The following is a 22,547-nucleotide window of genomic DNA, read 5'->3' as shown; positions in this document are numbered from 1 at the left end:
TTACCTCGCATGTCGCAGTCGCGGATTGCACCAAATGGCCAGCAAATCGGCGGTGGTGTTGAGCAGGATATAGGTGCCGCCAAATAACAAACCACAGGCTTGCACCACGGGGATATCGCGTTTAGTCACAGCATCCACCATCAGTTGCCCAATTCCGGGATAAACGAAGACCACTTCCACCAGGATGACGCCGACAACCAAATAGGCGAGGTTGAAGGCGATAACATTGATGATCGGGGCCAGTGCGTTAGGCAGGGCATGACCCAAAACGATTTGCCAGCGCGAGAGTCCTTTGAGCAGGGCCGTCTCGATGTAGCTGCTGGACATCACCGCACCAACGGATGCGCGAGTCATACGCAGCATATGCGCCAACACCACCAGAACCAGCGTTAGCATCGGCAGAGTACAGGCGTATAGACGAGCCATAAAACTTGCATCCGGATCGACTAACGCCAGGCTGGGGAACCACGCCAGGCGGATGGCAAAGAAAATCACCAGCACATAGCCAACAAAGAACTCTGGTACGGAGATACTCATCAAAGTCAGTGAGTTGGCTAAACGGTCAAACCATGAACCGCGCCACACGGCGGAGGCAATCCCCAACATTACCGCAAGTGGAATCGCAATCACGGCTGCATAACCTGCCAGAAACAGGGTGTTTGCCAGGCGCGGCAATAACTCAGCGCTGATGGGCTGGTTATTGGCGAGAGAGGTTCCCAAATCGCCATGTAACACGCCACCCAGCCAATGCAGGTAGCGATAGAGGGCGGGTTGATCCAGCCCCAGTTGGCTGCGCAAGGCCGCAATAGTCTCCGGCGTGCCATTCTGTCCGAGAATGGCACTGGCGACATCGCCGGGCAGTAATTCAGTGCCGATAAAAATCAGCACTGATACCAACCAGAGTGTTAAGAGCCCCAATAGCAGGCGATGAACAATCTGCTTTTTCATTACGACTCCAGCCAAACACGTTCTGCAAGACGGCCGCCCATAAAGTTGAACAGCGGATGCGGTTTGACGCCGCCTACTTTTTTGCTGGCTGCATCCAGATAGTCACCAAACAGCGGGATCATCGCGCCGCCATCATTACTTGCGATGCTTTGTAACTCGCCATAGATTTCGGCACGTTTTTGTTCATCCAGCAGTGAGCGTGCTTGCAGCAGCAGCGCGTCGAATTTCTCGTTCTTCCAGTGAGTGTCGTTCCATTTGGCGGTGGATTGCCAGGCGGTGGAGAACATCTGATCGGCGGTGGGACGACCACCCCAATAACCCATACTGAAAGGCGCTTTCATCCACACATCGTCCCAGTAGCTGTCTGCCGGTTGGCGTTTGATACTGACCTGAATACCGGCTGGGGCAGCCTGTCCCTGGAACAATGCAGCGGCATCCAGTGCGCCTGCAAAGGCGGCATCGGAAGAGGCGAGTTCAACGGGCAACGTGCTGAGACCTGCTTTGTTGAGATAAAATTTTGCTTTGTCGGGATCGTAGGCACGCTGAGGCAGCGCCTTGTTGAAGAAACGGTCGGTTTTCGGGATGGGATGGTCGTTACCCAAAGCACCGTAGCCGCGTAATACCGTCGCCAGCAATTTTTCACGATCGATCCCGTACTTAATCGCCATGCGCACGTCGTTGTTATTGAACGGCGCTACGCGGCAATCCATCAGAAAGGTAAAGTGCTGTCCACCCGATGAGCGGACGATGTTGAGCGCCGGGCTACGCTTCAGGAAATCAACCGTTTTGAAATCAACGCGGTTAATGGCGTGAACCTGACCAGAAATCAGTGCGTTGGTGCGTGCGGTGGCATCATTGATCACCAGCACTTCCACGGCATCAACGAAGGCACGATTCGGTTTCCAGTAATTGGGATTACGTTTGAAGTAAGAGCGCACACCCGGCTGGTACTGATCGAAAATGAAACCGCCGGTGCCAATCGGATGCTTCCAGTCGGTAAAGCCATCAGGCACGACGACGAGGTGATAATCCGCCAGCAGGAATGGCAGGTCAGCATTGCCGCTATCCAGCACGATAGTGATTTGGTTGTCGCCACTCTTCTTCAGCTCTTTAATACTGGCCAGCTGTGTCTTGATGGCGCTACGCGACTGCTCGCCCCGGTGCAGGTTAATGGAGTAGAGAATGTCTTCGACGGTCAGCGTTTTGCCATTATGGAAGGTCACGCCCTGGCGAACGTTAAAAGTCCATTCCTCAGCACCCGGTTTTGCCTGCCAGCTTTCCAGCAATTCAGGTGTGGCTTGATTTCTTTCATCAATTTCCACCAGGCCGTTCATCAGCATGTAGGCCTGATTGAGCGGCACCCAGTCACTGAACAGCGTAGGATCTAACGAGTCACTGGTGTTGCCACCTGACATACCCAGTTTTAACACGCCCCCTTTTTTTGGTGTTGCTTCAGCGGAAAACCCAGAGAATGAGGAGAGTGACAACGCCGTACCCGCCCCGATAAGTGCGGCGGTGTTGATAAATGAACGGCGGCTCACGCTCATGGTTTGCAGATATTTATTAGAATTAGAATGCTCGTCTTTCATTTATTTTATTCTCCGTTGAAATTCACCCTGTCTCACTATTCACAAACCTAAAGTCGCAAAGTGATTTATGTTTTATATCAAAATCGATAAATTCTGATGTATGAATTTTGCGTATTAGACTATGCGAAAAACGCGGAGCAGAACACCCACAAAAACGATAACTTGCCGATCATTACGTCATGTCAGGAAAAAAGATGTGGAACTGCATACTGTCGTCGGTCTCATAGGAGTGGTGTGTTATTTGCTGGCCTATGCTCTCATGCAGATGAGAAGGTTAGCTATTGATTCATATAGTTACGCCTGTCTCAATATTGCAGGTGGCATTTTCGGCTTGTACTCGCTTAGCCATGATTTTAATTTGGCAGCGGCTATTTCACAGTCGATGTGGTTAATTTTTACTCTGATAGGAATGCATGCTTCATATCGCCGACGTGGGGCAATGAAAAATAAATTACCGCCGTTTGATACCCAGCAATAATGTGCGGTTTTGAAACGCTGGAAAATAAATTGCCGTGTGAAGTTAAGTATAAGAAAATGTTATGACGAGGCGGTGAGAATAATTATCTGCTCCTGATTTTAACTGGCAGATATTCTGCTGAAAGAATATAACGTCAATTACATGTGGCTATAGCTTGTTGTTGCTGTAGCCAACTCATCACATGACGCACAATCGGCTTGATATAGCGATCCTGAGGGGTAAGTAAAAAACATTTTCCATTGGCCGCCAGTTTACCTGGATGCGCCGGGACTAATTCTCCACGATTAAGATGATCCTGTACCAATCCTTCCCAGCCGAGCAATATCCCGTCTCCACGCAAAGCGGCCTGCACTAAAAATGGATAATTATTCGCCCGCCACGTCTGGCGAGGAATCAAACTCAGCACCTCTTGTGAGGCAAACCAATCACTCCAGCCGGTCCATTCCCGCTGCGGATCATCCTGGATGAGCAAAGTATGTTGTTGCAGTGCCTCTGCGGGGGCGTTGATATCTAGTCGCGATAGAAATGCCGGTGCGCACATCGGATAACAAATTTCATCAAACAGCGGGGTAGCATCAAAACCGCTCGGTGCTTCGCGCAGGTAAAAGATGGCCAGATCGAATTCGGACGAGCGCAGCTCAGCGAAGCTGTCGGAGATTTTCATGCGAATCTGAAGGTCGGGCATATCACGGTGCAGGTCGGAAAGACGCGAGGAGAGCCAAAGTGAGCCCATCGCACTGGTGCAGGCTATCGTCACCTGAGGCAAGCCATTCCAGCCCATCACTTCGGCGGTGGCGTGGGATAAGGCAGCGAGTTGCTGGCGCACTAGCGTGGCGTAAATTTCACCTTTAGGCGTGAGCAAGACGCGTCGCTGTGTGCGGGTAAACAGCTTACAGCCCAACATCTCTTCCAGTTGCAGGATCTGCCGGCTGGTGGCGCTTTGCGTCAGATTAAGCTCTTCAGCCGCGCGCGAGATGTTGCCATAGCGAGCCACACACTCGAAGGCAATTAAGGTATTGAGGGGCGGTAAGGGTTCAATCTGCATCTATCCAGCCTCAGAACAGGGGGAAAGCAGCGCCTCAGCGGCTGCAATCCCCACACACTAGCGATCCTGATCAGGACTGGCAAGAGGCAACTAGACGGGTTGTTCTGAGGTGTTATTTAACGCTAATGAAACTGCCAGCGTCTGCGCCAGGCAAAGTGAAGCCACCTGCGAACGGAAGCCATCAACCTGCGCTTCACGGACCACGAAGCACACGTCGCTGAAGGCGGCCAGTGGGCTCACCTGGCTGTCGGTGATGGCAATCAGGTGTGCACCGCGTTTGGCACCCAACTCCACCAGCTCAACCGCTTCACGCGCATACGGCGAATAGCTAATGGCAATCACCACGTCTTTCGGATTCACCATGCTCAACTGCTCGGTAAACATGCCACCTAGACCGTCGATCAGGAATGCGCGGCGCTCAAGATGGCGCAGTGCGTACACCAGATAGGAAGCAACGCTAAACGAACGGCGCAGACCAATGATGTAGATGTTCTCCGCTTCATCGAGCATTTTCACTGCTTTATTCAACTGGTCCGGATTGGTTTGCATCGCCAACTGCTGCAATGCCTGGCTGTTGACCATAGTGAACACGTTCAGGATTTCAACCGGGCTTTCCGGTGAGCTGGCGCTGTCATCGGTTGCCGTCTGGCGGAACAGACGCGCGCGCTCGGTGTAGTTCACGGTTTCTTCCATCAGATGCTGACGGAAAACCTGTTTCATTTCATTGAAACCGCTGAAGCCAAATGCGTTGGCAAAGCGGATCAGCGTCGAGGGTGGCACATCAGCTTGTTGCGCGATGGAAGCCACGGTATCGAAAGCAATGCTGTTACTGTTATCAAGAATATAACGAGCCACCTGCTTCAGGCGTTTACTCAGCGTCTCATAGCGACGACGGATATCGTCCTGCAACAGGGTTAATTGGGTTGGATTATTGGTCATGACTTCGGCCCGTCAAAAAAGAAAATATGGCTGGATAATGAGCGCTATAGTACCAGATGGATGGAAAATTTCATTTGTTTGACGCTATCGTGACGCTTATTTCATCGGTTTATGAAATGCCTCACAAAAAGAATTGATTAGCGGCAGTGCTGATGCCAATAAAAAAGCGGCCCTGACGAGCCGCTTTTGTCCTGCTTTATAACCAATCAGCCACGCGCCGCGCGCCAGTAGCCAATCAGTCGCAGATAGTTGCCTTTCACCGTTTCAATCAGCGCTTTGTCATCCAGCTCGCCGTTGAGCCATTGGCGTGACGGCTGGCCGAAGATGGTACGGCCGACGGCGAAGCCTTTCACCCACGGAGCCTGCGCTGCAGCGGCGAAACCGGCTTTCAGCGTCTCTTCTGGTGCATCAAGACCGAGCAGCAAAATGCCGCGGCAGTGGGGATCGTTCTGCTCGATCAGCCCGCTGATGGCCTGCCAGCTCTCTGCCGACAGCGGTGGCAGTTTCCACCAGTCCGGCTGAATACCGAGGCTGTAGAAGTGGCTCAGCATGTCGTAGTAGTAGGATTCGTTACGGTCTGGATTGCTCTCAGGCAGAATCAGCTCCAGCAGCAGTTCATGCCCGCTCTTGTTACAGCCGTTCCAGACGTCGAGTACCAACTCATCCTGCTCTTTACGCAGTTCGGCGCTGTCGTGCGGATGGTAGAACACCAGGCATTTAACCACGTGTTCTGCCGGCCAGTCGACCAGCTGTGAACCGATGTTGCCGTGCTCCAGACGCAGTGGGCGTGAGCTGGGTAGCTCGATCGGGCGGCCAATCCACCAGTTATTGCCGGTGATGGCATTCAGCGCTTTCTGACCGTAAGTGGTGTCCGCAAGGATGCCGCTTTTCTCATTTAAACCGGCTTCATTAGCGGCTTCCTGCGCGGCCTGCAACAGCAGCAGTTTCAACTGTGGGATCTTATCTTCACTGACGCCGGCTTCGCGCGCCATATCGGCCAGCTGCTTGCGATGGTCGAACGCGAACACGTTCAACTCAGGCCACTGCTGTTTGCGCGTGGTAACGCGGTGCAGATGGTTCAGACGCGCATCCAGGTCAGGACGTTTCACATCTTTATCGCGGCCGAGGAAATCGTCCAGCTCTTCTTTAGTTGGCATTGCTGGTGCGCAGCCGTGGCGAGACACCACCAGTGCGCCGCAGGCATTGGCGTAGCGGCAAGCCTGTTCCCAGCTCTCATCGTTAAGCCAGCCGCGCAACAGGCCAGACATAAAGGCATCGCCTGCACCCAATACGTTCAGTACTTCAACGCGCACGCCGGTTTGCAGTTTGGTCTGCTCCCAGCTGTCTGGAATATCACCTTCGAACACCACGCAACCTAGCGGACCGCGTTTGCACACCAGCGTCGCTTTACTCGCCTGACGCACATTTTTTAGTGCCGTCAGTGTATCAGTGCTGCCGCCGGCAATATGGAACTCTTCTTCCGTTCCGACCACCAAATCGAAATAGTGCAGCACTTCCTGCAGCTGTTTGGTGACTTCACCGGATTCAACGAAACGGGTTTCGCCATCGCCCAGAGAGGTCAGACCCCACAGCACCGGGCGATAGTCGATATCCAGCGCAGTGCGCAGGCCATTACGTTTAGCGATATCCAGGGCTTTCAATACCGCCGCACGGGTCTGCGGATGTGACAGATGCGTGCCGGTTACAGCCACCGCCCGGGAAGAGGTGATGAACTCCTCTTGAATATCTTCCGGCACCAGACCCATATCGGCGCAGTTGTCGCGGTAGAAGATCAGCGGGAAGGTGTCTTCATCTTTAATACCGAGGATCACTAAACCCGTCAGACGGTCTTTATCGGTAATCAATCCATCGGTGTTGCAACCCACGCGCTGCAATGCTTCACGCAGAAAACGGCCGTTGTGTTCATCCCCTACGCGCGCCAGCATGGCCGATTTCAGACCCTGAATAGCCGTTCCATAAGCCACGTTACCGGAAGAACCGCCCAGATATTTATTAAAGCTGGTCATATCCTCCAGACGTGATCCGATTTGCTGACCGTAGAGGTCGACGGCGATGCGTCCGATACAAATCACATCAAGCCGCTTCTGTTGTGTACTCATACCTGTGGTTTCCTTTGTGATAAGCAGACACTGGGGCGAAAACGCCCAACATCAAGCGCTATGCTTCCGGGTTCTCAAGGTGCCTGATTGGCTATGGATGCAGTATGAGGAATGAAAATTCCAAATACAATATGAAATGAAACATTCATCGCGATTTTGTGAGCCAGGTAAAACTCTGTGCCATGCGGTATAACGGCACTCTATTTGGTATGAGTTTCACTGTTGCTCTGGCTTGTGAGCCAGGTCGCAGGAAAATGGCTGGGAATAAAGGAAGCTACTGAAGTGAAATGAAATTTCACTCTCTCACTGAAATGCTATTTTGTTGTTCCACTTTTACCCCTGCAACTGCCTTCGTGGCCAACGTTTCATCGCTGAATTTGATCTCCATCGCAAAATGAAATGTTTCTTCTGTAATCTCGTTTAATGAAAAAATTATTTGTTTATAATCGCCTCACGTTTCACTTATCCGCGGGTGCCGTAACGGCAGCGAAAACCCGAACCGCGTTGTACCTCACGTCAGGTACCAGCATGTAAAGGAAGAAGCATATGGGCACAATCAGACTTACCACGGCACAGGCGCTGGTGAAATTTCTTGATAACCAGTATCTGAACGTTGACGGCGTTGAAACCAAATTTGTGAAAGGCATTTTTGCCATTTTCGGTCACGGCAACGTGCTGGGATTGGGACAGGCGCTGGAGCAGGACAGCGGCGATCTGGTGGTGCATCAGGGGCGTAACGAGCAGGGCATGGCGCATGCGGCCATTGGTTTTGCCAAGCAGTCGCTGCGTCGCCAGATTATCGCCTGTACTTCTTCGGTTGGACCTGGCGCGGCAAACATGATCACCGCCGCGGCCACCGCCACCGCGAACCGTATTCCTTTACTGCTGCTGCCGGGCGATGTGTTTGCCACGCGCCAGCCGGATCCGGTGCTGCAGCAGATTGAACAGAGCCACGATCTCAGCATCAGCACCAACGATGCCTTCCGTGCCGTAAGCAAATACTGGGACCGCGTCAGCCGTCCTGAACAGCTGATGACTGCCTGCATCAACGCCTTGCGTGTGCTGACCGATCCGGCAGAAACCGGCGCGGTCACGATTGCACTGCCGCAGGATGTGCAGGGTGAAGCCTGGGATTTCCCGGAATACTTCTTCCAGAAACGTGTGCATCGTCTGGATCGCCGTTTGCCCACCGCTGCCCAGCTGGAAGATGCGCTGTCGCTCATCGCGCGTAAACACAAGCCGCTGATCATCGTGGGTGGCGGTCTGAAATATTCCGACGCCGGCGCAGCGCTGCTGAAGTTCGCCGAGCGTTTCAATATTCCGTTTGCTGAAACGCAGGCGGGCAAAGGCACCATCGTTTCTGATCATCCACTGAATGTCGGTGGCGTTGGCGAAACCGGCTGTCTGGCGGCCAACCTGCTGGCGAAAGAAGCCGATCTGGTGATTGGTATCGGTACGCGCTACACCGATTTCACCACCGCCTCGAAATGGATTTTCCAGAATCCAGAAGTGAACTACCTCAATATCAACGTCAGCAACTTCGACAGCTACAAGCTCGATGCAGTGCAGCTGTTGGCCGATGCGCGTGAAGGTTTGACCGCACTGGAAAGCGGCCTGAAAGGCTTTGAAAACCACTGGGGCGGTCAGGTTGAGCAGGCACAAAGCAAGCTGTTGAGAGAGACGCAGCGCGTGTATGCCGCCACTTACAACACCGACGATTTCATTCCTGAAATCGCCGACCACATCGATCGTGAAGCGCTATTTGCGGAGTTCGAGCGCCTGACGCAATCGGTACTGACGCAGAGCAGCGTGCTGGGCACCTTAAACGAGCAGCTCCCAAAGGATGCAGTGATTGTCGCGGCAGCGGGCAGTCTGCCGGGCGACCTGCAACGCATGTGGCGCACCAAAGATTACAACTCGTACCACGTTGAGTACGGCTACTCGTGCATGGGCTATGAAGTCAACGCCGCACTGGGCGTGAAACTGGCGCAGCCGCAGCGTGAAGTCTATGTGATGGTCGGTGATGGCTCGTTCATGATGCTGCACTCCGAGCTGGTCACCTCGATTCAGGAAGGGGCCAAAATCAACGTGGTGCTGCTGGATAACATGACCAACGGCTGCATCAACAATCTGCAGATGGAACACGGCATGGACAGCTTCACCACCGAGTTCCGCTTCCGTAACCCGGAAGGCGGCAAGCTGGACGGTGGCTTTGTGCCGGTCGATTTCGCGGCGATTGCCGGTGGCTACGGCTGTAAAACCTATCGCATCACCACGCTGGCGCAGTTAGAAGCCGCGCTGATCGATGCGCAGAAGCAGACCGTTTCGGTGCTGTTCGACATCAAAGTGCTGCCAAAAACCATGATCCACAAATACTTCAGCTGGTGGCACGTGGGCGTGGCGCAAACCTCCACCTCCGAGCGCACGCAGGAAGTGGCCGACAACCTTAACGTGCATATCGAACAAGCACGTAAGTACTAACACCCTTTAGGCCGGCGTTCGTCGGCTTTTATTAACCCTGTATACCCAAAATAATTCGAGATGCAGGAAGGCGGCCAACGAAAGAATCCCGATGAGCTGACTTAAGTCAGTGATTCGGGTGAATGAGAGCAGCCAACGCATCTGCATCTTGAAGTATGAAGGGGATACTTATCCGACTCTACAGGTGTAATTATGACGCTCAAACTCGGTGTAATTGGTGCCGGTGCAATTGGTCAGGATCACATTCGTCGCTGCAACAATGTGTTGCAGGGTGCGAAGGTGGTGGCGGTTTCAGACATCAACGTGGAAGGGGCTCGTGCAGCGCTGCAACGTCTGAATATCGAAGCTGAGGTGTATCAGGATGGCCATCAGGTGATTAACTCGCCGGACGTGGATGCCATTTTGGTGACGTCATGGGATCCCACCCACGAAGAGTTCACCCTCGCTGCGATTGCTGCCGGGAAGCCGGTGTTCTGCGAGAAGCCGTTAGCGATGAGCGCCGATGGCTGCCGTCGCATCGTCGATGCGGAAATCAAACACGGTAAACGCCTGGTGCAGGTGGGCTTTATGCGTCCGTACGATTCAGGCTATCGCGCACTGAAGAAAGTGATCACTGACGGTGAAATCGGCGAGCCGCTGATGCTGCACTGCGCGCACCGCAACCAGAGCGTGGGCGAAAATTACACCACCGATATGGCGATCACCAACACCCTGATTCACGAGCTGGACGTGCTGCGCTGGCTGACCGAAGACGATTACAAATCGGTGCAGGTAGTGTTCCCTCGCTCCACCTCGAAGACCCACGCCAAATTGAAAGATCCGCAAATCGTATTGTTCGAAACCCAGAAGGGCATTCGTATCGATGTCGAGATCTTCGTGAACTGCGCTTACGGCTATGACATTCAATGTGAAGTGGTCGGCGAAGAGGGCATTGCCAAACTGCCTGAGCCTTCCGCGATTCAAATGCGCAAAAACGCGCGTTTGGGCAATGCGCTGCTCACTGACTGGAAAGACCGCTTTATCGAAGCTTACGACGTTGAGCTGCAAGCCTTCATCAATGACGCCACCGCAGGTAAGTTGACCGGGCCTTCCGCCTGGGATGGTTTTGCCGCTTCCGTTGCGGCGGATGCCTGCCATAAAGCGCAGAACAGCGGCGCTATCGAGCCGGTGACCATGCCAGCGCGTCCAGACTTTTACGCCAAATAACTGAGCCCGTGCGCTAACACTTCTCTCTCAGAATCAGGGAATTGAAATGAACAAAGACAATGTAAAACTGGCGATTGCGCCAATCGGCTGGACCAACGATGACATGCCAGAGCTGGGCAGCGAGAACACCTTCCAGCAGACCGTGAGTGAAATGGCGCTGGCCGGATTCACCGGCAGTGAAGTGGGCAGCAAATATCCGAAAGATCCGGCGGTGCTGAAGCCAATGCTGGAGATTCGCGGTATTCAGATCTGCAACGCGTGGTTCAGCACCTTCTTCGCCAACGGTGACAAGGCGAAAACCATCGACGAGTTCACCAATCACATGAACTTCCTGCACGCCATGGGCGCGCGCGTGATTGGCTGCTCTGAGCAGAGTAAGAGCATTCAGGGCACCACGCTGGCGGTGCTGGAGCAGAAGCCGATTTTCACCGATGAAGAGTGGCGTCTGACGGCGGAAGGCTACAACGAGCTGGCGGAGATCGCCGCGAAGAAAGGCATGCGTTTGACGCTGCACCATCACATGGGCACCGGCATTCAGACGCCAGCGGAAATCGATCGCTTTATGGAATCGACCAATCAGAATGTGGGTCTGCTGTATGACACTGGCCACATCTACTACTCCGAAGGTTCGCAGCAGGCGATGCTGGACGTGCTGACCAAATACCTGCCGCGCATTTTCCACGTGCACCTGAAAGATGTGCGTGACAGCGTGGTAGCTGAGGTGCGCGAGAAATCCCTGTCGTTCCTCGATGGTGTGAAGAAAGGCACCTTCACCGTACCGGGCGATGGCGTGATTGATTTCAAACCGGTGTTTAAAATCCTCGACGATTACGGCTACAAAGGCTGGATGGTGGTGGAAGCGGAACAGGATCCGGCGCTGGCTAACCCGTTCGAATATGCGGTGAAAGCGCGCAAATATATTCGCGAGAATACCGGCTTATAAGTTCATTGAGGCACAATAAAAAAGGCCGTTATCCCTTTCAGGATAACGGCCTTTTATTTGGCCAGGATTACGATGCCAGCGACAGCGCCGGTTTCTGACCGTGTTCTGCCAGCCACTCGCTAATGCGCGCCTGCTCAGCTTCTGTCAGCCACATACCTTGTTTAGTACGACGCCAGATTGCATCATCCAGTTCACGCACCCATTCGTTTTTCACCAGGTAGCGCAGTTCGGCTTCATAGAACTCGTGACCGAAGTTCTCGCCCAGATCCGCCAGACTGGTTGCGCCCGCCAGCAACTCTTCAGTGCGGCTGCCGTAAGTGCGGGCAAAGTGGCGTGCCATACCTTCGCTGATAAACGGATAACGACGGCGCAGACCTGCAGCGTAATCTTCACGTGAACCCGAGAAATCACCGCCTGGCAGTACTGCTGATTTAGTCCATGCTGGACCAGCGTTTGGATAGTATTTCGCCAGTTTCTCCAGCGCGTGTTCTGCCAGTTTACGATAGGTGGTCAACTTACCGCCAAACACTGACAGCAGCGGCGCCTGGCCATTGTCGTCATGCACATCCAGCGTGTAATCACGGGTGATCGCCTGCGGTGAATCGGATTCGTCATCACACAGCGGACGCACACCAGAATAAGTCCAGACGATGTCGTCTTTGCTCAGCTGCTGTTTGAAGTGTCCGTTGAACACCTTCAGCAGATAGCTGATTTCGTTGTCATCAATCTTCACGTCTTTCGGATCGCCTTTGTACTCCACGTCGGTGGTACCGATGATGGAGAATTCATCCATCCACGGAATGACAAACACGATACGGTTATCTTCGTTCTGCAGGATGTACGCCTGCTTTTCGCGATGCACGCGCGGCACCACGATGTGGCTGCCTTTGATCAGGCGAATACCGTACGGCGATTTCAGCTTCAGGCCATCATCAAAGAATTCTTTTACCCAAGGTCCAGCTGCATTGACCAGGCCTTTGGCACGCCATGTGAAGGTTTTGCCGGTATCAATATCTTCCGCTTCCACCATCCACAGGCCGCTTTCACGCCAGGCACGGGTCACGCGGGTGCGGGTGCGCACTTCGCCGCCCTGTTTCACCACTTCCTGGGCGTTCAGTACTACCATGCGCGCATCGTCCACCCAGCAGTCGGAATATTCGAATCCGCGCGTGATTTCAGGCTTTAGGGCCGATTCCGCGCCAAAACGCAGGCCTTTACTGCCTGGCAGCGTGGTGCGTTTACCTAAGCGATCGTACATAAACAGGCCAAGGCGAATCATCCACGCCGGGCGCAAATGCGGGCGGTGTGGCAAACGGAAGCGCATAGGGAAGGCAATGTGCGGGGCCATTTTCAGCAGTACTTCGCGTTCGGCCAGCGCTTCGCCCACCAGGCGAAATTCGTAATGTTCCAGGTAGCGCAGGCCACCGTGAATCAGCTTCGAGCTATTGGAGGAGGTAGCACAGGCCAAATCTCGCGCCTCCAGCATCAGCACTGACAGTCCGCGTCCTGCAGCGTCCACTGCAATGCCGGCTCCGTTAATGCCGCCGCCGATCACGATCAGGTCTTTGGTTTCCACGTCATCTCCTCCGATGTTCGGAATAGTTCTTAAATGTTCGTTTTCGAGCGTAATAATAATCGGAAAGCAACATTGACGCCAGCGCTTAACTCAATAAAAACATTTTTGCGTGATATAGCTAACATTCCTGCAGGAAAAAAAATCCATAGCCATAACTTTTGTCAGGTTATCGCGACGGATTCTCAGGTTAAACTAGGCGCTAATTGTGACGACCTTATGAGAGACACCATGGAAAATTTCGAATGTATTTCGGTTCAGCAGGCTAACGAGCACCTGGCACAAGGCGCGCAGCTGGTGGACATTCGCGACCCACAAAGCTATGCCATGGGCCATGCAGCAGGCTCGTTACACCTGTCGAATGACAATCTGGCAGACTTTATCGCGCAGGCTAATCATGATTTGCCGGTGCTGGTGATGTGCTATCACGGCAACAGCAGTAAAGGTGCTGCGCAGTTCCTGCTAGGACAGGGATTTAACGCCGCGTATAGCATTGATGGCGGTTTTGACGCCTGGCGTGCCGTGTTCCCTGCGCAGGTGGCCACGGGCAGCGTCTGAGACGATCACATAAAGGAAGGAGAACCCGCACGATGCGCATCACTCAGTTCAACAACCCACGTATGGCTCAGGCGTTTGTGGATTACATGGCGACGCGCGGCGTCACGCTGCGGATTGAGCGCGAAAGCCACTATGTGATTATGCTGGATGATGAAGCCAGGCTGGAGATGGTTGAAAACGAACTTGCCCAGTTCGTACGCGACCCTAATCATCCACGCTATCAGGCCGCCAGCTGGCACACCGGCAGTACCGAAAGTGGCTTACGCTATGAGCGCGCCAATATCTGGACCAACATTCGCGAACGCGCAGGTCCGCTCACCATGACCATCATGATCGCCTGTGTGGCGGTGTTCATCATGATGCAGATTGTCGGTGATGATGTGGCACTGGATTGGCTGGCCTGGCCCGCCGACTCCTCACAGTATTTCCAGGTGTGGCGCTGGTTTAGCCATGCACTGCTGCACTTCTCGCTGTTGCACATCCTGTTCAACCTGATGTGGTGGTGGTATCTCGGCGGGGCAGTGGAAAAGCGTATTGGCAGCGGTAAGCTGTTTGTGATTATGCTCATTTCCGCGCTATTGAGCGGCTGGATGCAGGCCAAATTCAGTGGCGTACTGTTCGGTGGCTTGTCTGGCGTGGTGTATGCATTGATGGGTTATTGCTGGCTACGAGGCGAGCGCGATCCCGAAAGTGGTATTTATCTGGAGCGCGGTCTGATGGGCTTCGCTATTGTATGGCTGATTATTGGCTGGTACGGCGCATTTGGCCTGTCGATTGCTAACGCTGCCCACGTCACCGGCTTACTGGTGGGCCTGGCCATGGCGTTTGTCGATACGCGCAACGTTGCGCGACGTTAGCAGAAATAAAAAGAAAACGGCTTTGAGCCGAGGAGAGAGATGTGAAGCAGACGCAACGTCATGACGCCATTATCGATTTGGTGCGACGCCAGGGATATGTCAGTACGGAAGAGCTGGTGGATCACTTTGAGGTGAGCCCGCAAACCATTCGGCGTGACCTGAACGATCTGGCCGATCAGAACAAAATCCAGCGCCATCACGGTGGCGCGGCGCTGCCTTCCAGCTCTGAAAACACCGCATGGCAAGACCGCAAAATGATGTGGTCGGCGGAAAAGGCGCGCATTGCCGAGCGTGTGGCGAGCCAGATCCCGGATGGTGCCACGCTGTTTATCGATATCGGCACCACGCCGGAAGCGGTGGCGCATGCCTTGCTGAATCACAACAATCTGCGTGTGGTCACCAACAACCTCAACGTGGCAATTTTGCTGATGGCGAAGCCGGATTTCCGTGTGATCATCGCCGGCGGCGAAGTGCGTACGCGTGATGGCGGCATCATGGGCGAAGCGACGCTGGATTTCATCTCCCAGTTCCGCCTCGATTACGGCATTCTCGGCATCAGCGGCATTGATATGGATGGCTCACTGTTGGAGTTCGATTACCACGAAGTCCGCACCAAACGCGCGATTATCGAAAACTCGCGCTGCGTGATGCTGGTGGTGGATCATTCGAAATTTGGCCGAAATGCCATGGTGAACCTCGGTAACATGAGCCTGATTGATTACATGTATACCGATCAAACGCCACCCGCCACCGTGCTGAAGGTGATCGAGCAACACGAAGTCCATCTCGAACTCTGCTAATCGATTCTGCCTGGGCGTCCATTGGGTCGCCCGCAGTGTTGAGTGGACGCATGAGGTTGAGCGCCACGCATAAATCCACTTTTTTTCCATCCATCCGCATTTCCCTGTCGCTTTTTTCTTCGCCCCCGGCTTTACTTATCCTTTCTGGTTATGCGCTCGCCCGTCTTTACCGTTAACGGACTCGAAGGGATTGATATGTCGCAGCAAAAATTTAATAAAACACGTTTCGACGCCGCTCTTACCCGCCAATGGCAGCACCTTGGACTCACCTCCGCTCAGCAAATGACACCGCATCAGTGGTGGCAGGCATTAAGCCGTGTACTAACAGAGATGCTCGCCACGCAGCCGCCCGCTACAGCGCGTGCAGGCCAACGCCATGTGAACTATCTGTCGATGGAGTTTCTTATCGGACGCCTGACCGGCAATAATTTGCTGAATTTGGGTTGGTACGACGAAGTGAAGGAAGCGCTGGCGGCGCATCAGGTAGAACTCAGTGAGTTGCTGGAGGAAGAGGTGGATCCGGCGCTCGGCAACGGTGGATTAGGGCGTTTGGCCGCATGCTACATGGACTCGATGGCCACTGTCGGGCAGGCCGCGATGGGGCATGGCCTCAATTATCAGTACGGTTTGTTCCGCCAGACCTTTGACGATGGTCAGCAAAAAGAGGCGCCGGACGACTGGCAGCGCAACAGTTATCCATGGTTCCGCCATAACGCCGCGCAGGATGTGCAGGTTGGCATCGGCGGTAAAGTGAAGAAAAACAGCGATGGCACCCTGCAGTGGCGGCCTAAATTTCATCTCAAAGGTGAGGCCTGGGATCTGCCGGTCGTGGGCTACCGCAATGGCGTGACGTTGCCGCTGCGATTGTGGAAAGCGACCAGCGTACATCCGTTCGATCTGACTCTGTTTAATGATGGTAAGTTCCTGCAGGCTGAACAGCCCGGTATTGATGCTGACAAACTCACCAAAGTGCTGTATCCCAACGATAATCACGCCGAAGGCAAGCGTCTGCGCCTGATGCAGCAATATTTCCAGTGCGCCTGTGCGGTGGGGGATATTCTGCGCCGCCACCATCTTGCCGGGCGCTCGATTCACACCTTGCCCGATTTTGAAGTCATCCAACTCAACGACACGCATCCCACCATCGCCATCCCGGAGATGCTGCGTATCCTGCTGGATGAGCATCAGCTGGGTTGGGATGAAGCCTGGCATATCACCAGCCGCGTTTTCGCCTATACCAATCACACGTTGATGCCGGAAGCGCTGGAGCGTTGGGATGAGTCGCTGGTGCGCGATCTGCTGCCGCGCCATATGCTGATCATCCGCGAAATTAACCAGCGTCTGAAAAAAATCGTCAAGAAGCAGTGGCCCGGGGAAAGCGCAACATGGCAAAAGCTGGCGGTGGTGGCTGATGGCCAGGTGCGTATGGCGAACCTGTGTGTGGTGAGTTGCTTCGCGGTAAATGGCGTGGCCGCGCTGCACTCTGAACTGGTGGTAAAAGATCTGTTCCCGGAATACCACCAACTGTGGCCGAACAAATTCCATAATGTCACCAACGGCATCACGCCGCGCCGCTGGTTGAAGCAGTGCAATCCTTTGCTGTCGAACCTGATTGACGAAACGTTGCAGGTGGAGTGGGCCAACGATCTGGATGCGCTTGAGTGGCTGGCGCCCTATGCGCGCAAAAAAGCTTTCCGTCAGCAGTTCCGTACCATCAAGCAGCAGAACAAGCTGCGCCTGACCGTATATATCAAACGCGTGACCGGTATTGATGTGAATCCCGATGCACTGTTCGACGTGCAGATTAAGCGACTGCACGAATACAAACGCCAGCACCTCAGCCTGCTGCATATGCTGCACTGTTATCGTCAACTGCGGGACAATCCCGATAACCCTGACTTCGTGCCGCGCGTGTTCCTGTTTGGTGCCAAGGCCGCACCGGGCTACTACCTTGCTAAGAACATCATTTACGCCATCAACAAAGTCGCTGAAGTGATTAACAACGATCCGAAAGTCGGCGATCGGTTAAAAGTGGTGTTTATTCCTGACTATCGCATTACCGCCGCCGAGTTGATGATTCCGGCTGCGGATCTCTCGGAGCAAATCTCGACCGCCGGTTATGAAGCGTCAGGCACCGGCAATATGAAGCTGGCGTTGAACGGCGCGCTGACCATCGGCACGCTGGATGGCGCGAACGTCGAAATCGCCGAAGCGGTGGGCGAGAAGAACATTTTTATCTTCGGTAATACGGTGGATGAGGTGAAGGCACTCAAAGCCAACGGTTACAGCCCGAAAAAACTGCGCAAGCAGAATAAGTATCTGGATGGTTTGCTGAAAGATTTGGAGAAGGGCAAGTTCAGCGAAGGTGACAAGCAGGCATTCGATATGCTGCTCACCAGCCTGACCAAAGGCGGCGATCCCTGGCTGGTGCTAGCCGATTTCGAGGCGTATCTCGAGGCGCAGCAACAGGTTGAAGCTTTGTGGAAGAACCCGGAAGCCTGGACCAAAGCGGCGATTCTCAACACCGCCCGCACCGGACGCTTCAGCTCCGATCGTTCGATTCGCGATTACCAGCAGCGTATCTGGCAGGCCGCGCGCTGATTTCCAGCTCGCTATTGATGGCCGCTCGACATGGTTTCGATAAGGTTTTCGTTGGATACGCATTGATGCGTACCGCACCCAAGGAGACGTGATGACGCTCAGCAAACTGGATCAGGCCGCGCAGGACGCAGGCATTGCGATAGATTTTACCAACGCGAACGGCGAGCAGGTGCGTATTCACGACGACACCAAGCGCGCACTGCTGGCGGTGATGAATACGCCGCAAGGTAAAGCGCCACCGTTGCCGCCGGTGCTGGTTTTCACTCCGCGCCGTCCGCGCCAATGTTGCCCGCAGGGCAAAGGCGAGTTTAGCTGGCAGCTTGAGACCGAACGGGGCAAAACTTACAGTGGCCTGCTTCAGGCAGGAGAGCCCCTCACATTGCCACCGCGTCTGCCGCAGGGTTATCACCGTTTAACCTTACGGCAAGGACGTCAGCAGTGGCACTCGCGCATCATTATCGCACCGCGTCGCTGCTATTTATCTGAACCGCTGGCGCAGGGCGACAAACGCTGGGGGGCGCTGGTACAGCTTTATACACTGCGATCCGAGGGCAATTGGGGAATCGGCGATTTTGGCGATCTTACGCAGATGCTGGAGCAGGTCGCCGCTCACGGCGGGGATTTTGTCGGCCTGAATCCCTTGCATGCGCTCTATCCGGCGCAACCTGAGCACGCCAGCCCTTACAGCCCTACCTCGCGTCGCTGGCTGAATATGCTCTATATCGACGTCAATCAGGTGGCGGCATTCACACAAAGCGCTGAAGCACAGCGCTGGTGGAAACTCGCCAAAACGCGCAAGGCTGTGCAAGCCGCGCGCGCGACAGACTATGTCGATTATCGAGCGGTGGCTGAGTTGAAAATCACGGCGCTGCGTCTGGCCTGGAAAACCTGGCAGCCTGATCCGGCGTTTCAGCAATTTGTGGCTGAGGGCGGCGATCATCTGCGTTATCAGGCGGCTTTTGACGGCATTCTTGCAGAACACAGTTCGCAGCAGGCGAAGGAGTGGGGTTGGGCGTCGTGGCCGGAAACCTGGCGCAATGCCCATCAGCCAGAGGTGCAGCAGTGGTGTGCCGCACATGAGGATGAAATTCAGTTTTGGAGCTGGCTGCAGTGGCTGGCGCAGCAGCAGTTCGCGGCTTGCTGGCAGCGTAGCCAGCAGCTCGGCATGACGGTGGGATTGTACCGGGATTTGGCGGTGGGTGTGGCGCAGCACAGTGCAGAAACCTGGCAGGATCCGCAGTTGTATAAGCTGGGTGCTTCAGTGGGTGCACCGCCGGATCGATTGGGTCCGTTGGGGCAAAACTGGGCGTTGCCACCGCTTGATCCGCACGAGATGCGCGCGCGTGGCTATCAGCCTTTTATCGATTTACTGCGCGCCAATATGCGCGATTGCGGCGCGTTGCGTATCGACCACGTGATGGCGTTATTGCGGCTGTGGTGGATTCCGTACGGCGAGACAGCGGATAAAGGCGCTTACGTTTCGTATCCGGTGGAAGATTTGATGGCGATTCTGGCGCTGGAGAGTCAGCGCCATCGCTGTATGGTGATTGGCGAGGATCTGGGCATTGTGCCGCCGGCCATTGTCCGCATGATGCGTAGCCACGGCATTTTCTCGTGGAAAGTGCTGTTCTTCGAGCAGGAGCGCGATGGCTGCTATCGCCTGCCAGCGGCTTATCCACGCCAGTCGATTGCCAGCGCCAGTACCCACGATCTACCCACGTTAAGCGGATTCTGGCTGGCGGAAGATTTGGCGTTGGGTGAAAAGCTCGGCATGTACCGCGATAGCGTGCTGCATTCCCTGCAACAGCAGCGCGCTTCACAGAAGCAGGCATTACTGGATGCCTTACATCAGGCGGGGGCAATGCCGGCACGCGGTCGCCAGCTGGCGGAGAAACAGCCGCTGACGCCGGCGCTCAATGTGGCGATGCACCGTTTTCTGGCCCGGACTGAAAGCGCATTATTGGGATTGCAGCCAGAGGATTGGCTGGGCATGACGATGCCGGTGAACGTGCCGGGTACAGTGGATGAGTATCCAAACTGGCGGCGCAAGTTGTGCGTCACGCTGGAAGCGATGTTTGCCGATAAAGCGGTGAAGCAGGTATTGAAAGCGGTGAATGACGGGCGCAAAGAGAGGTAAAATCTGCGGCAGCTCGGGTGTGCTGCCGCAGTTAAATCAGTAGTAAGAGTGCTCGCCGCGCTGGTGTTCAGTGAGGTCGCGCACACCTTTCAGCTCAGGGAAGGCCGCCAGCAGCTCTTTCTCGATGCCATCTTTCAGTGTGACGTCGATCATCGAACAGCCGTTACAGCCGCCGCCAAACTGCAGAATGGCGATACCGTCATCGGTAATTTCCATCAGCGACACACGACCGCCATGGCCAGCCAGCTGTGGGTTGATCTGCGCTTGCAGCAGATATTCAACGCGCTCAACCATCGGCGCTTCGTCAGACACTTTACGCATCTTGGCGTTCGGCGCTTTCAGCGTCAGCTGAGAACCGAGGTTATCGGTGACAAAATCGATCTCAGCATCTTCCAGATAAGGCGCGCTTAGCTCATCAATGTAGGCTGACAGCTTTTCGAACTTCATTTCAGTATCAGTGGCTTCTACTGCATCGGGTGGGCAGTAAGAAACACCGCATTCAGCGGTTGGCGTACCCGGATTAATGACGAATACGCGAATTTGTGTGCCATCTTCTTGTTTGGACAGCAATTTTGAGAAGTGCTCTTGCGCAGCATCAGTAATAACGATCATGGCGATTGCTCAATAGTTGACTAAATTACCTGGTTATAATACGCCCAACGCCGACGCTCTACAAGGTACGGCACAGGCAGCCAATATGCACGCTGGCCGCGCCTTGCGCCAGCAAAATGCGGCTGATTTCTGCCACCGTGCTTCCGGTGGTAACCACATCGTCGATGAGCAGGATATGGCGTCCGCACACCGGTATTTCAAGGGAAAAGGCGCCGCGCAGATTCTTTTTCCGCGCTGATGCCCGCAGCACATGCTGAACCAACCCTCGTCGTCTGCGGCGCACGCCTGCACGATATTCACAACCTAGCCAGCGTGCCAGCGGTTTTGCCAGCAGTTCAGCTTGATTATAGCCGCGCTGCCAGGCACGACGCCGATGTAACGGCACGCTTAATACCAGATCGATGCGCGGCAATAGGTTATCGCGGCGACTATTTAACAATTTTAACAAAAGTAGCCGTGCAAGCATCACTCTGAGTGCGGTTGCCCGAGAAAATTTTAGCTGGATGACCCAATCACTCATCGGAGGCAGGTAATCGCTGACGCAGGTCAGACTGCGCCACGGCGGCGGACGATGCAAACAACGGCCGCACAGATCGGTGCCGTTGGCCGGCAGTGCACAACAGGGGCAGATCGCGGGCAGCGCCGGAATCTGCTGTATACAGAGGCTGCACAGCCCATGTCTGGCAATCTGTAATGGCAGGCGGCATAGCCAACACAGGGCAGGGATTGATAGCATAGCGGCCTCTTTTTCACTTTTCGGGAGTGTAACCGATGAGTTCGCTTTACTGGCACACCACAGGCACGGGCGATCGCGATCTTGTGCTGCTGCACGGCTGGGGCTTGAACGCCGAGGTATGGCAGAACATTGTTCCGCGACTCAGCCCGCATTTTCGTCTGCACCTGGTGGATCTGCCTGGCTTTGGCCGCAGTCAGGGTTTTGGCGCACTGAACTTAGCCGAGATGGCTCAACAGCTGCTGCCGCAGCTTCCTGAACGTGCTTTGCTGCTCGGCTGGTCGCTGGGTGGATTGGTTGCCAGCCAGATTGCGCTGACGCAGCCTGAACGCGTCATTGCGCTGATTAGCGTGGCATCGTCGCCCTGTTTTACCGCACATGAGGATTGGCCGGGCATCAAGCCTGAGACGCTGGAGAGCTTCCAGCAGCAGTTGAGTAATGATTTCCAGCGCACCGTAGAACGTTTTCTGGCGTTGCAAACCATGGGCACGGAAAACGCGCGCCAGGATGCACGCCAGCTCAAAGAAGTGGTGTTGTCGCAGCCGATGCCTTCGGTCGATGTACTGGAGGGCGGGCTGGAAATATTACGCGAAGTGGATTTGCGCGCGCAGCTTCCGCAGTTGGCAATGCCTTTATTGCGTTTGTATGGATCGCTGGATGGGTTAGTCCCGCGGCGCATTGCAAAGCAGTTGGATGAAGCGTTACCGCGCTCACCTTCAGTTGTGATGGAAAAAGCGGCGCATGCGCCATTTGTTTCGCATCCTGACACATTTTGCCAGCATATTACCGAATTCATCCAAGCGGTTACCCGTTAAATCTATTGTGGCAGTGGAAATTCCTTCATCAGCGGTAATACTTTTGACGTGAGCTGAGCTGCTTCGCGGTGTGTTCTGTTGCTATCTCGCCTGTTGTGCTTCGCGGCCGCTG

Annotated in this window: 18 protein-coding genes; 10 read left to right on the top strand and 8 right to left on the bottom strand. The window is 54.6% G+C overall.

Annotation, left to right across the window (positions count from 1 at the left end):
• Complete coding sequence (locus tag ACXI0A_RS20240) at positions 1–948, bottom strand: ABC transporter permease subunit (RefSeq protein WP_476150770.1); 948 nt, start codon at positions 946–948, stop codon at positions 1–3.
• A complete protein-coding gene (locus ACXI0A_RS20235) occupies positions 948–2,537 on the bottom strand; it encodes an ABC transporter substrate-binding protein (protein WP_476150771.1) in 1,590 nt (529 codons plus the stop codon). The genes ACXI0A_RS20240 and ACXI0A_RS20235 overlap by 1 nt, the downstream gene beginning before the upstream one ends.
• A gap of 196 nt (positions 2,538–2,733) precedes the next feature.
• Between ACXI0A_RS20235 and ACXI0A_RS20230 the strand changes: the two genes are divergently transcribed.
• The gene (locus ACXI0A_RS20230) at positions 2,734–3,015 is read left to right on the top strand and encodes a CBU_0592 family membrane protein (protein WP_476150772.1); all 282 of its coding nucleotides are present in this window, start codon (positions 2,734–2,736) and stop codon (positions 3,013–3,015) included.
• 133 nt (positions 3,016–3,148) lie between these two features.
• Here ACXI0A_RS20230 and ACXI0A_RS20225 read toward each other — a convergent pair whose 3' ends face one another.
• The 3 genes from ACXI0A_RS20225 to ACXI0A_RS20215 all read right to left on the bottom strand — a co-directional run bounded on the left by ACXI0A_RS20225 (position 3,149) and on the right by ACXI0A_RS20215 (position 7,119).
• On the bottom strand, positions 3,149–4,060 hold the full coding sequence (locus tag ACXI0A_RS20225; protein ID WP_476150773.1) for a LysR substrate-binding domain-containing protein: 912 nt from the start codon (positions 4,058–4,060) through the stop codon (positions 3,149–3,151).
• A 90-nt stretch (positions 4,061–4,150) separates the two neighbouring features.
• Positions 4,151–4,999 carry an SIS domain-containing protein gene (locus ACXI0A_RS20220; protein WP_476150774.1) on the bottom strand — a complete coding sequence of 283 codons (849 nt, stop codon included), beginning with the start codon at positions 4,997–4,999 and terminating at the stop codon, positions 4,151–4,153.
• Positions 5,000–5,205: 206 nt separating this feature from the next.
• A complete protein-coding gene (locus ACXI0A_RS20215; protein WP_224934349.1) occupies positions 5,206–7,119 on the bottom strand; it encodes a bifunctional 5-dehydro-2-deoxygluconokinase/5-dehydro-2-deoxyphosphogluconate aldolase in 1,914 nt (637 codons plus the stop codon).
• Positions 7,120–7,665: 546 nt separating this feature from the next.
• Between ACXI0A_RS20215 and iolD the strand changes: the two genes are divergently transcribed.
• The 3 genes from iolD (at position 7,666) to iolE (ending at position 11,749) form a co-directional block, all read left to right on the top strand.
• On the top strand, positions 7,666–9,600 hold the full coding sequence (gene iolD / locus ACXI0A_RS20210) for a 3D-(3,5/4)-trihydroxycyclohexane-1,2-dione acylhydrolase (decyclizing) (RefSeq protein WP_476150775.1): 1,935 nt from the start codon (positions 7,666–7,668) through the stop codon (positions 9,598–9,600).
• Positions 9,601–9,792: 192 nt separating this feature from the next.
• The gene (gene iolG / locus ACXI0A_RS20205; RefSeq protein WP_224934351.1) at positions 9,793–10,806 is read left to right on the top strand and encodes a bifunctional inositol 2-dehydrogenase/D-chiro-inositol 1-dehydrogenase; all 1,014 of its coding nucleotides are present in this window, start codon (positions 9,793–9,795) and stop codon (positions 10,804–10,806) included.
• Between the two features lie 46 nt (positions 10,807–10,852).
• Positions 10,853–11,749, top strand: a complete 897-nt coding sequence (gene iolE / locus ACXI0A_RS20200) for a myo-inosose-2 dehydratase (RefSeq protein WP_224934352.1) — start codon at positions 10,853–10,855, stop codon at positions 11,747–11,749.
• 67 nt (positions 11,750–11,816) lie between these two features.
• On the opposite strand, the gene glpD is transcribed toward iolE, so the two are convergent.
• On the bottom strand, positions 11,817–13,325 hold the full coding sequence (gene glpD / locus ACXI0A_RS20195; protein WP_476150776.1) for a glycerol-3-phosphate dehydrogenase: 1,509 nt from the start codon (positions 13,323–13,325) through the stop codon (positions 11,817–11,819).
• A 228-nt stretch (positions 13,326–13,553) separates the two neighbouring features.
• Here glpD and glpE point away from each other — a divergent pair, with 228 nt between their 5' ends.
• The 5 genes from glpE (at position 13,554) to malQ (ending at position 20,275) form a co-directional block, all read left to right on the top strand.
• Entirely contained in the window at positions 13,554–13,880 is a 327-nt protein-coding gene (gene glpE / locus ACXI0A_RS20190; protein ID WP_476150777.1) for a thiosulfate sulfurtransferase GlpE, read from the top strand.
• Between the two features lie 32 nt (positions 13,881–13,912).
• Entirely contained in the window at positions 13,913–14,737 is an 825-nt protein-coding gene (gene glpG / locus ACXI0A_RS20185; RefSeq protein ID WP_224934355.1) for a rhomboid family intramembrane serine protease GlpG, read from the top strand.
• 41 nt (positions 14,738–14,778) lie between these two features.
• Positions 14,779–15,537 carry a DeoR/GlpR family transcriptional regulator gene (locus ACXI0A_RS20180; protein ID WP_224934356.1) on the top strand — a complete coding sequence of 253 codons (759 nt, stop codon included), beginning with the start codon at positions 14,779–14,781 and terminating at the stop codon, positions 15,535–15,537.
• Positions 15,538–15,732: 195 nt separating this feature from the next.
• Complete coding sequence (gene malP, locus ACXI0A_RS20175) at positions 15,733–18,138, top strand: maltodextrin phosphorylase (protein ID WP_476150778.1); 2,406 nt, start codon at positions 15,733–15,735, stop codon at positions 18,136–18,138.
• A gap of 91 nt (positions 18,139–18,229) precedes the next feature.
• Positions 18,230–20,275: a 4-alpha-glucanotransferase gene (gene malQ, locus ACXI0A_RS20170; protein ID WP_476150779.1), complete on the top strand. Its 2,046-nt coding sequence runs from the start codon at positions 18,230–18,232 to the stop codon at positions 20,273–20,275.
• 36 nt (positions 20,276–20,311) lie between these two features.
• Here the strand turns inward: malQ and nfuA are convergent, their stop codons facing one another.
• Together nfuA and ACXI0A_RS20160 are read right to left on the bottom strand one after the other, a co-directional pair.
• Positions 20,312–20,887, bottom strand: a complete 576-nt coding sequence (nfuA, locus tag ACXI0A_RS20165; protein WP_224934359.1) for a Fe-S biogenesis protein NfuA — start codon at positions 20,885–20,887, stop codon at positions 20,312–20,314.
• Positions 20,888–20,945: 58 nt separating this feature from the next.
• A complete protein-coding gene (locus ACXI0A_RS20160; RefSeq protein WP_476150780.1) occupies positions 20,946–21,623 on the bottom strand; it encodes a phosphoribosyltransferase family protein in 678 nt (225 codons plus the stop codon).
• Between the two features lie 35 nt (positions 21,624–21,658).
• On the opposite strand from ACXI0A_RS20160, the gene bioH reads away from it, so the two are divergent.
• Entirely contained in the window at positions 21,659–22,435 is a 777-nt protein-coding gene (bioH, locus tag ACXI0A_RS20155; protein WP_476150781.1) for a pimeloyl-ACP methyl ester esterase BioH, read from the top strand.
• The last annotated feature ends 112 nt before the right edge of the window (positions 22,436–22,547 follow it).

This window comes from Pantoea sp. C1E2 (genome assembly GCF_056491465.1).
The sequence above is the reverse complement of the archived record's forward strand: the minus strand, read 5'-3'. Positions and strand labels throughout refer to the sequence as shown.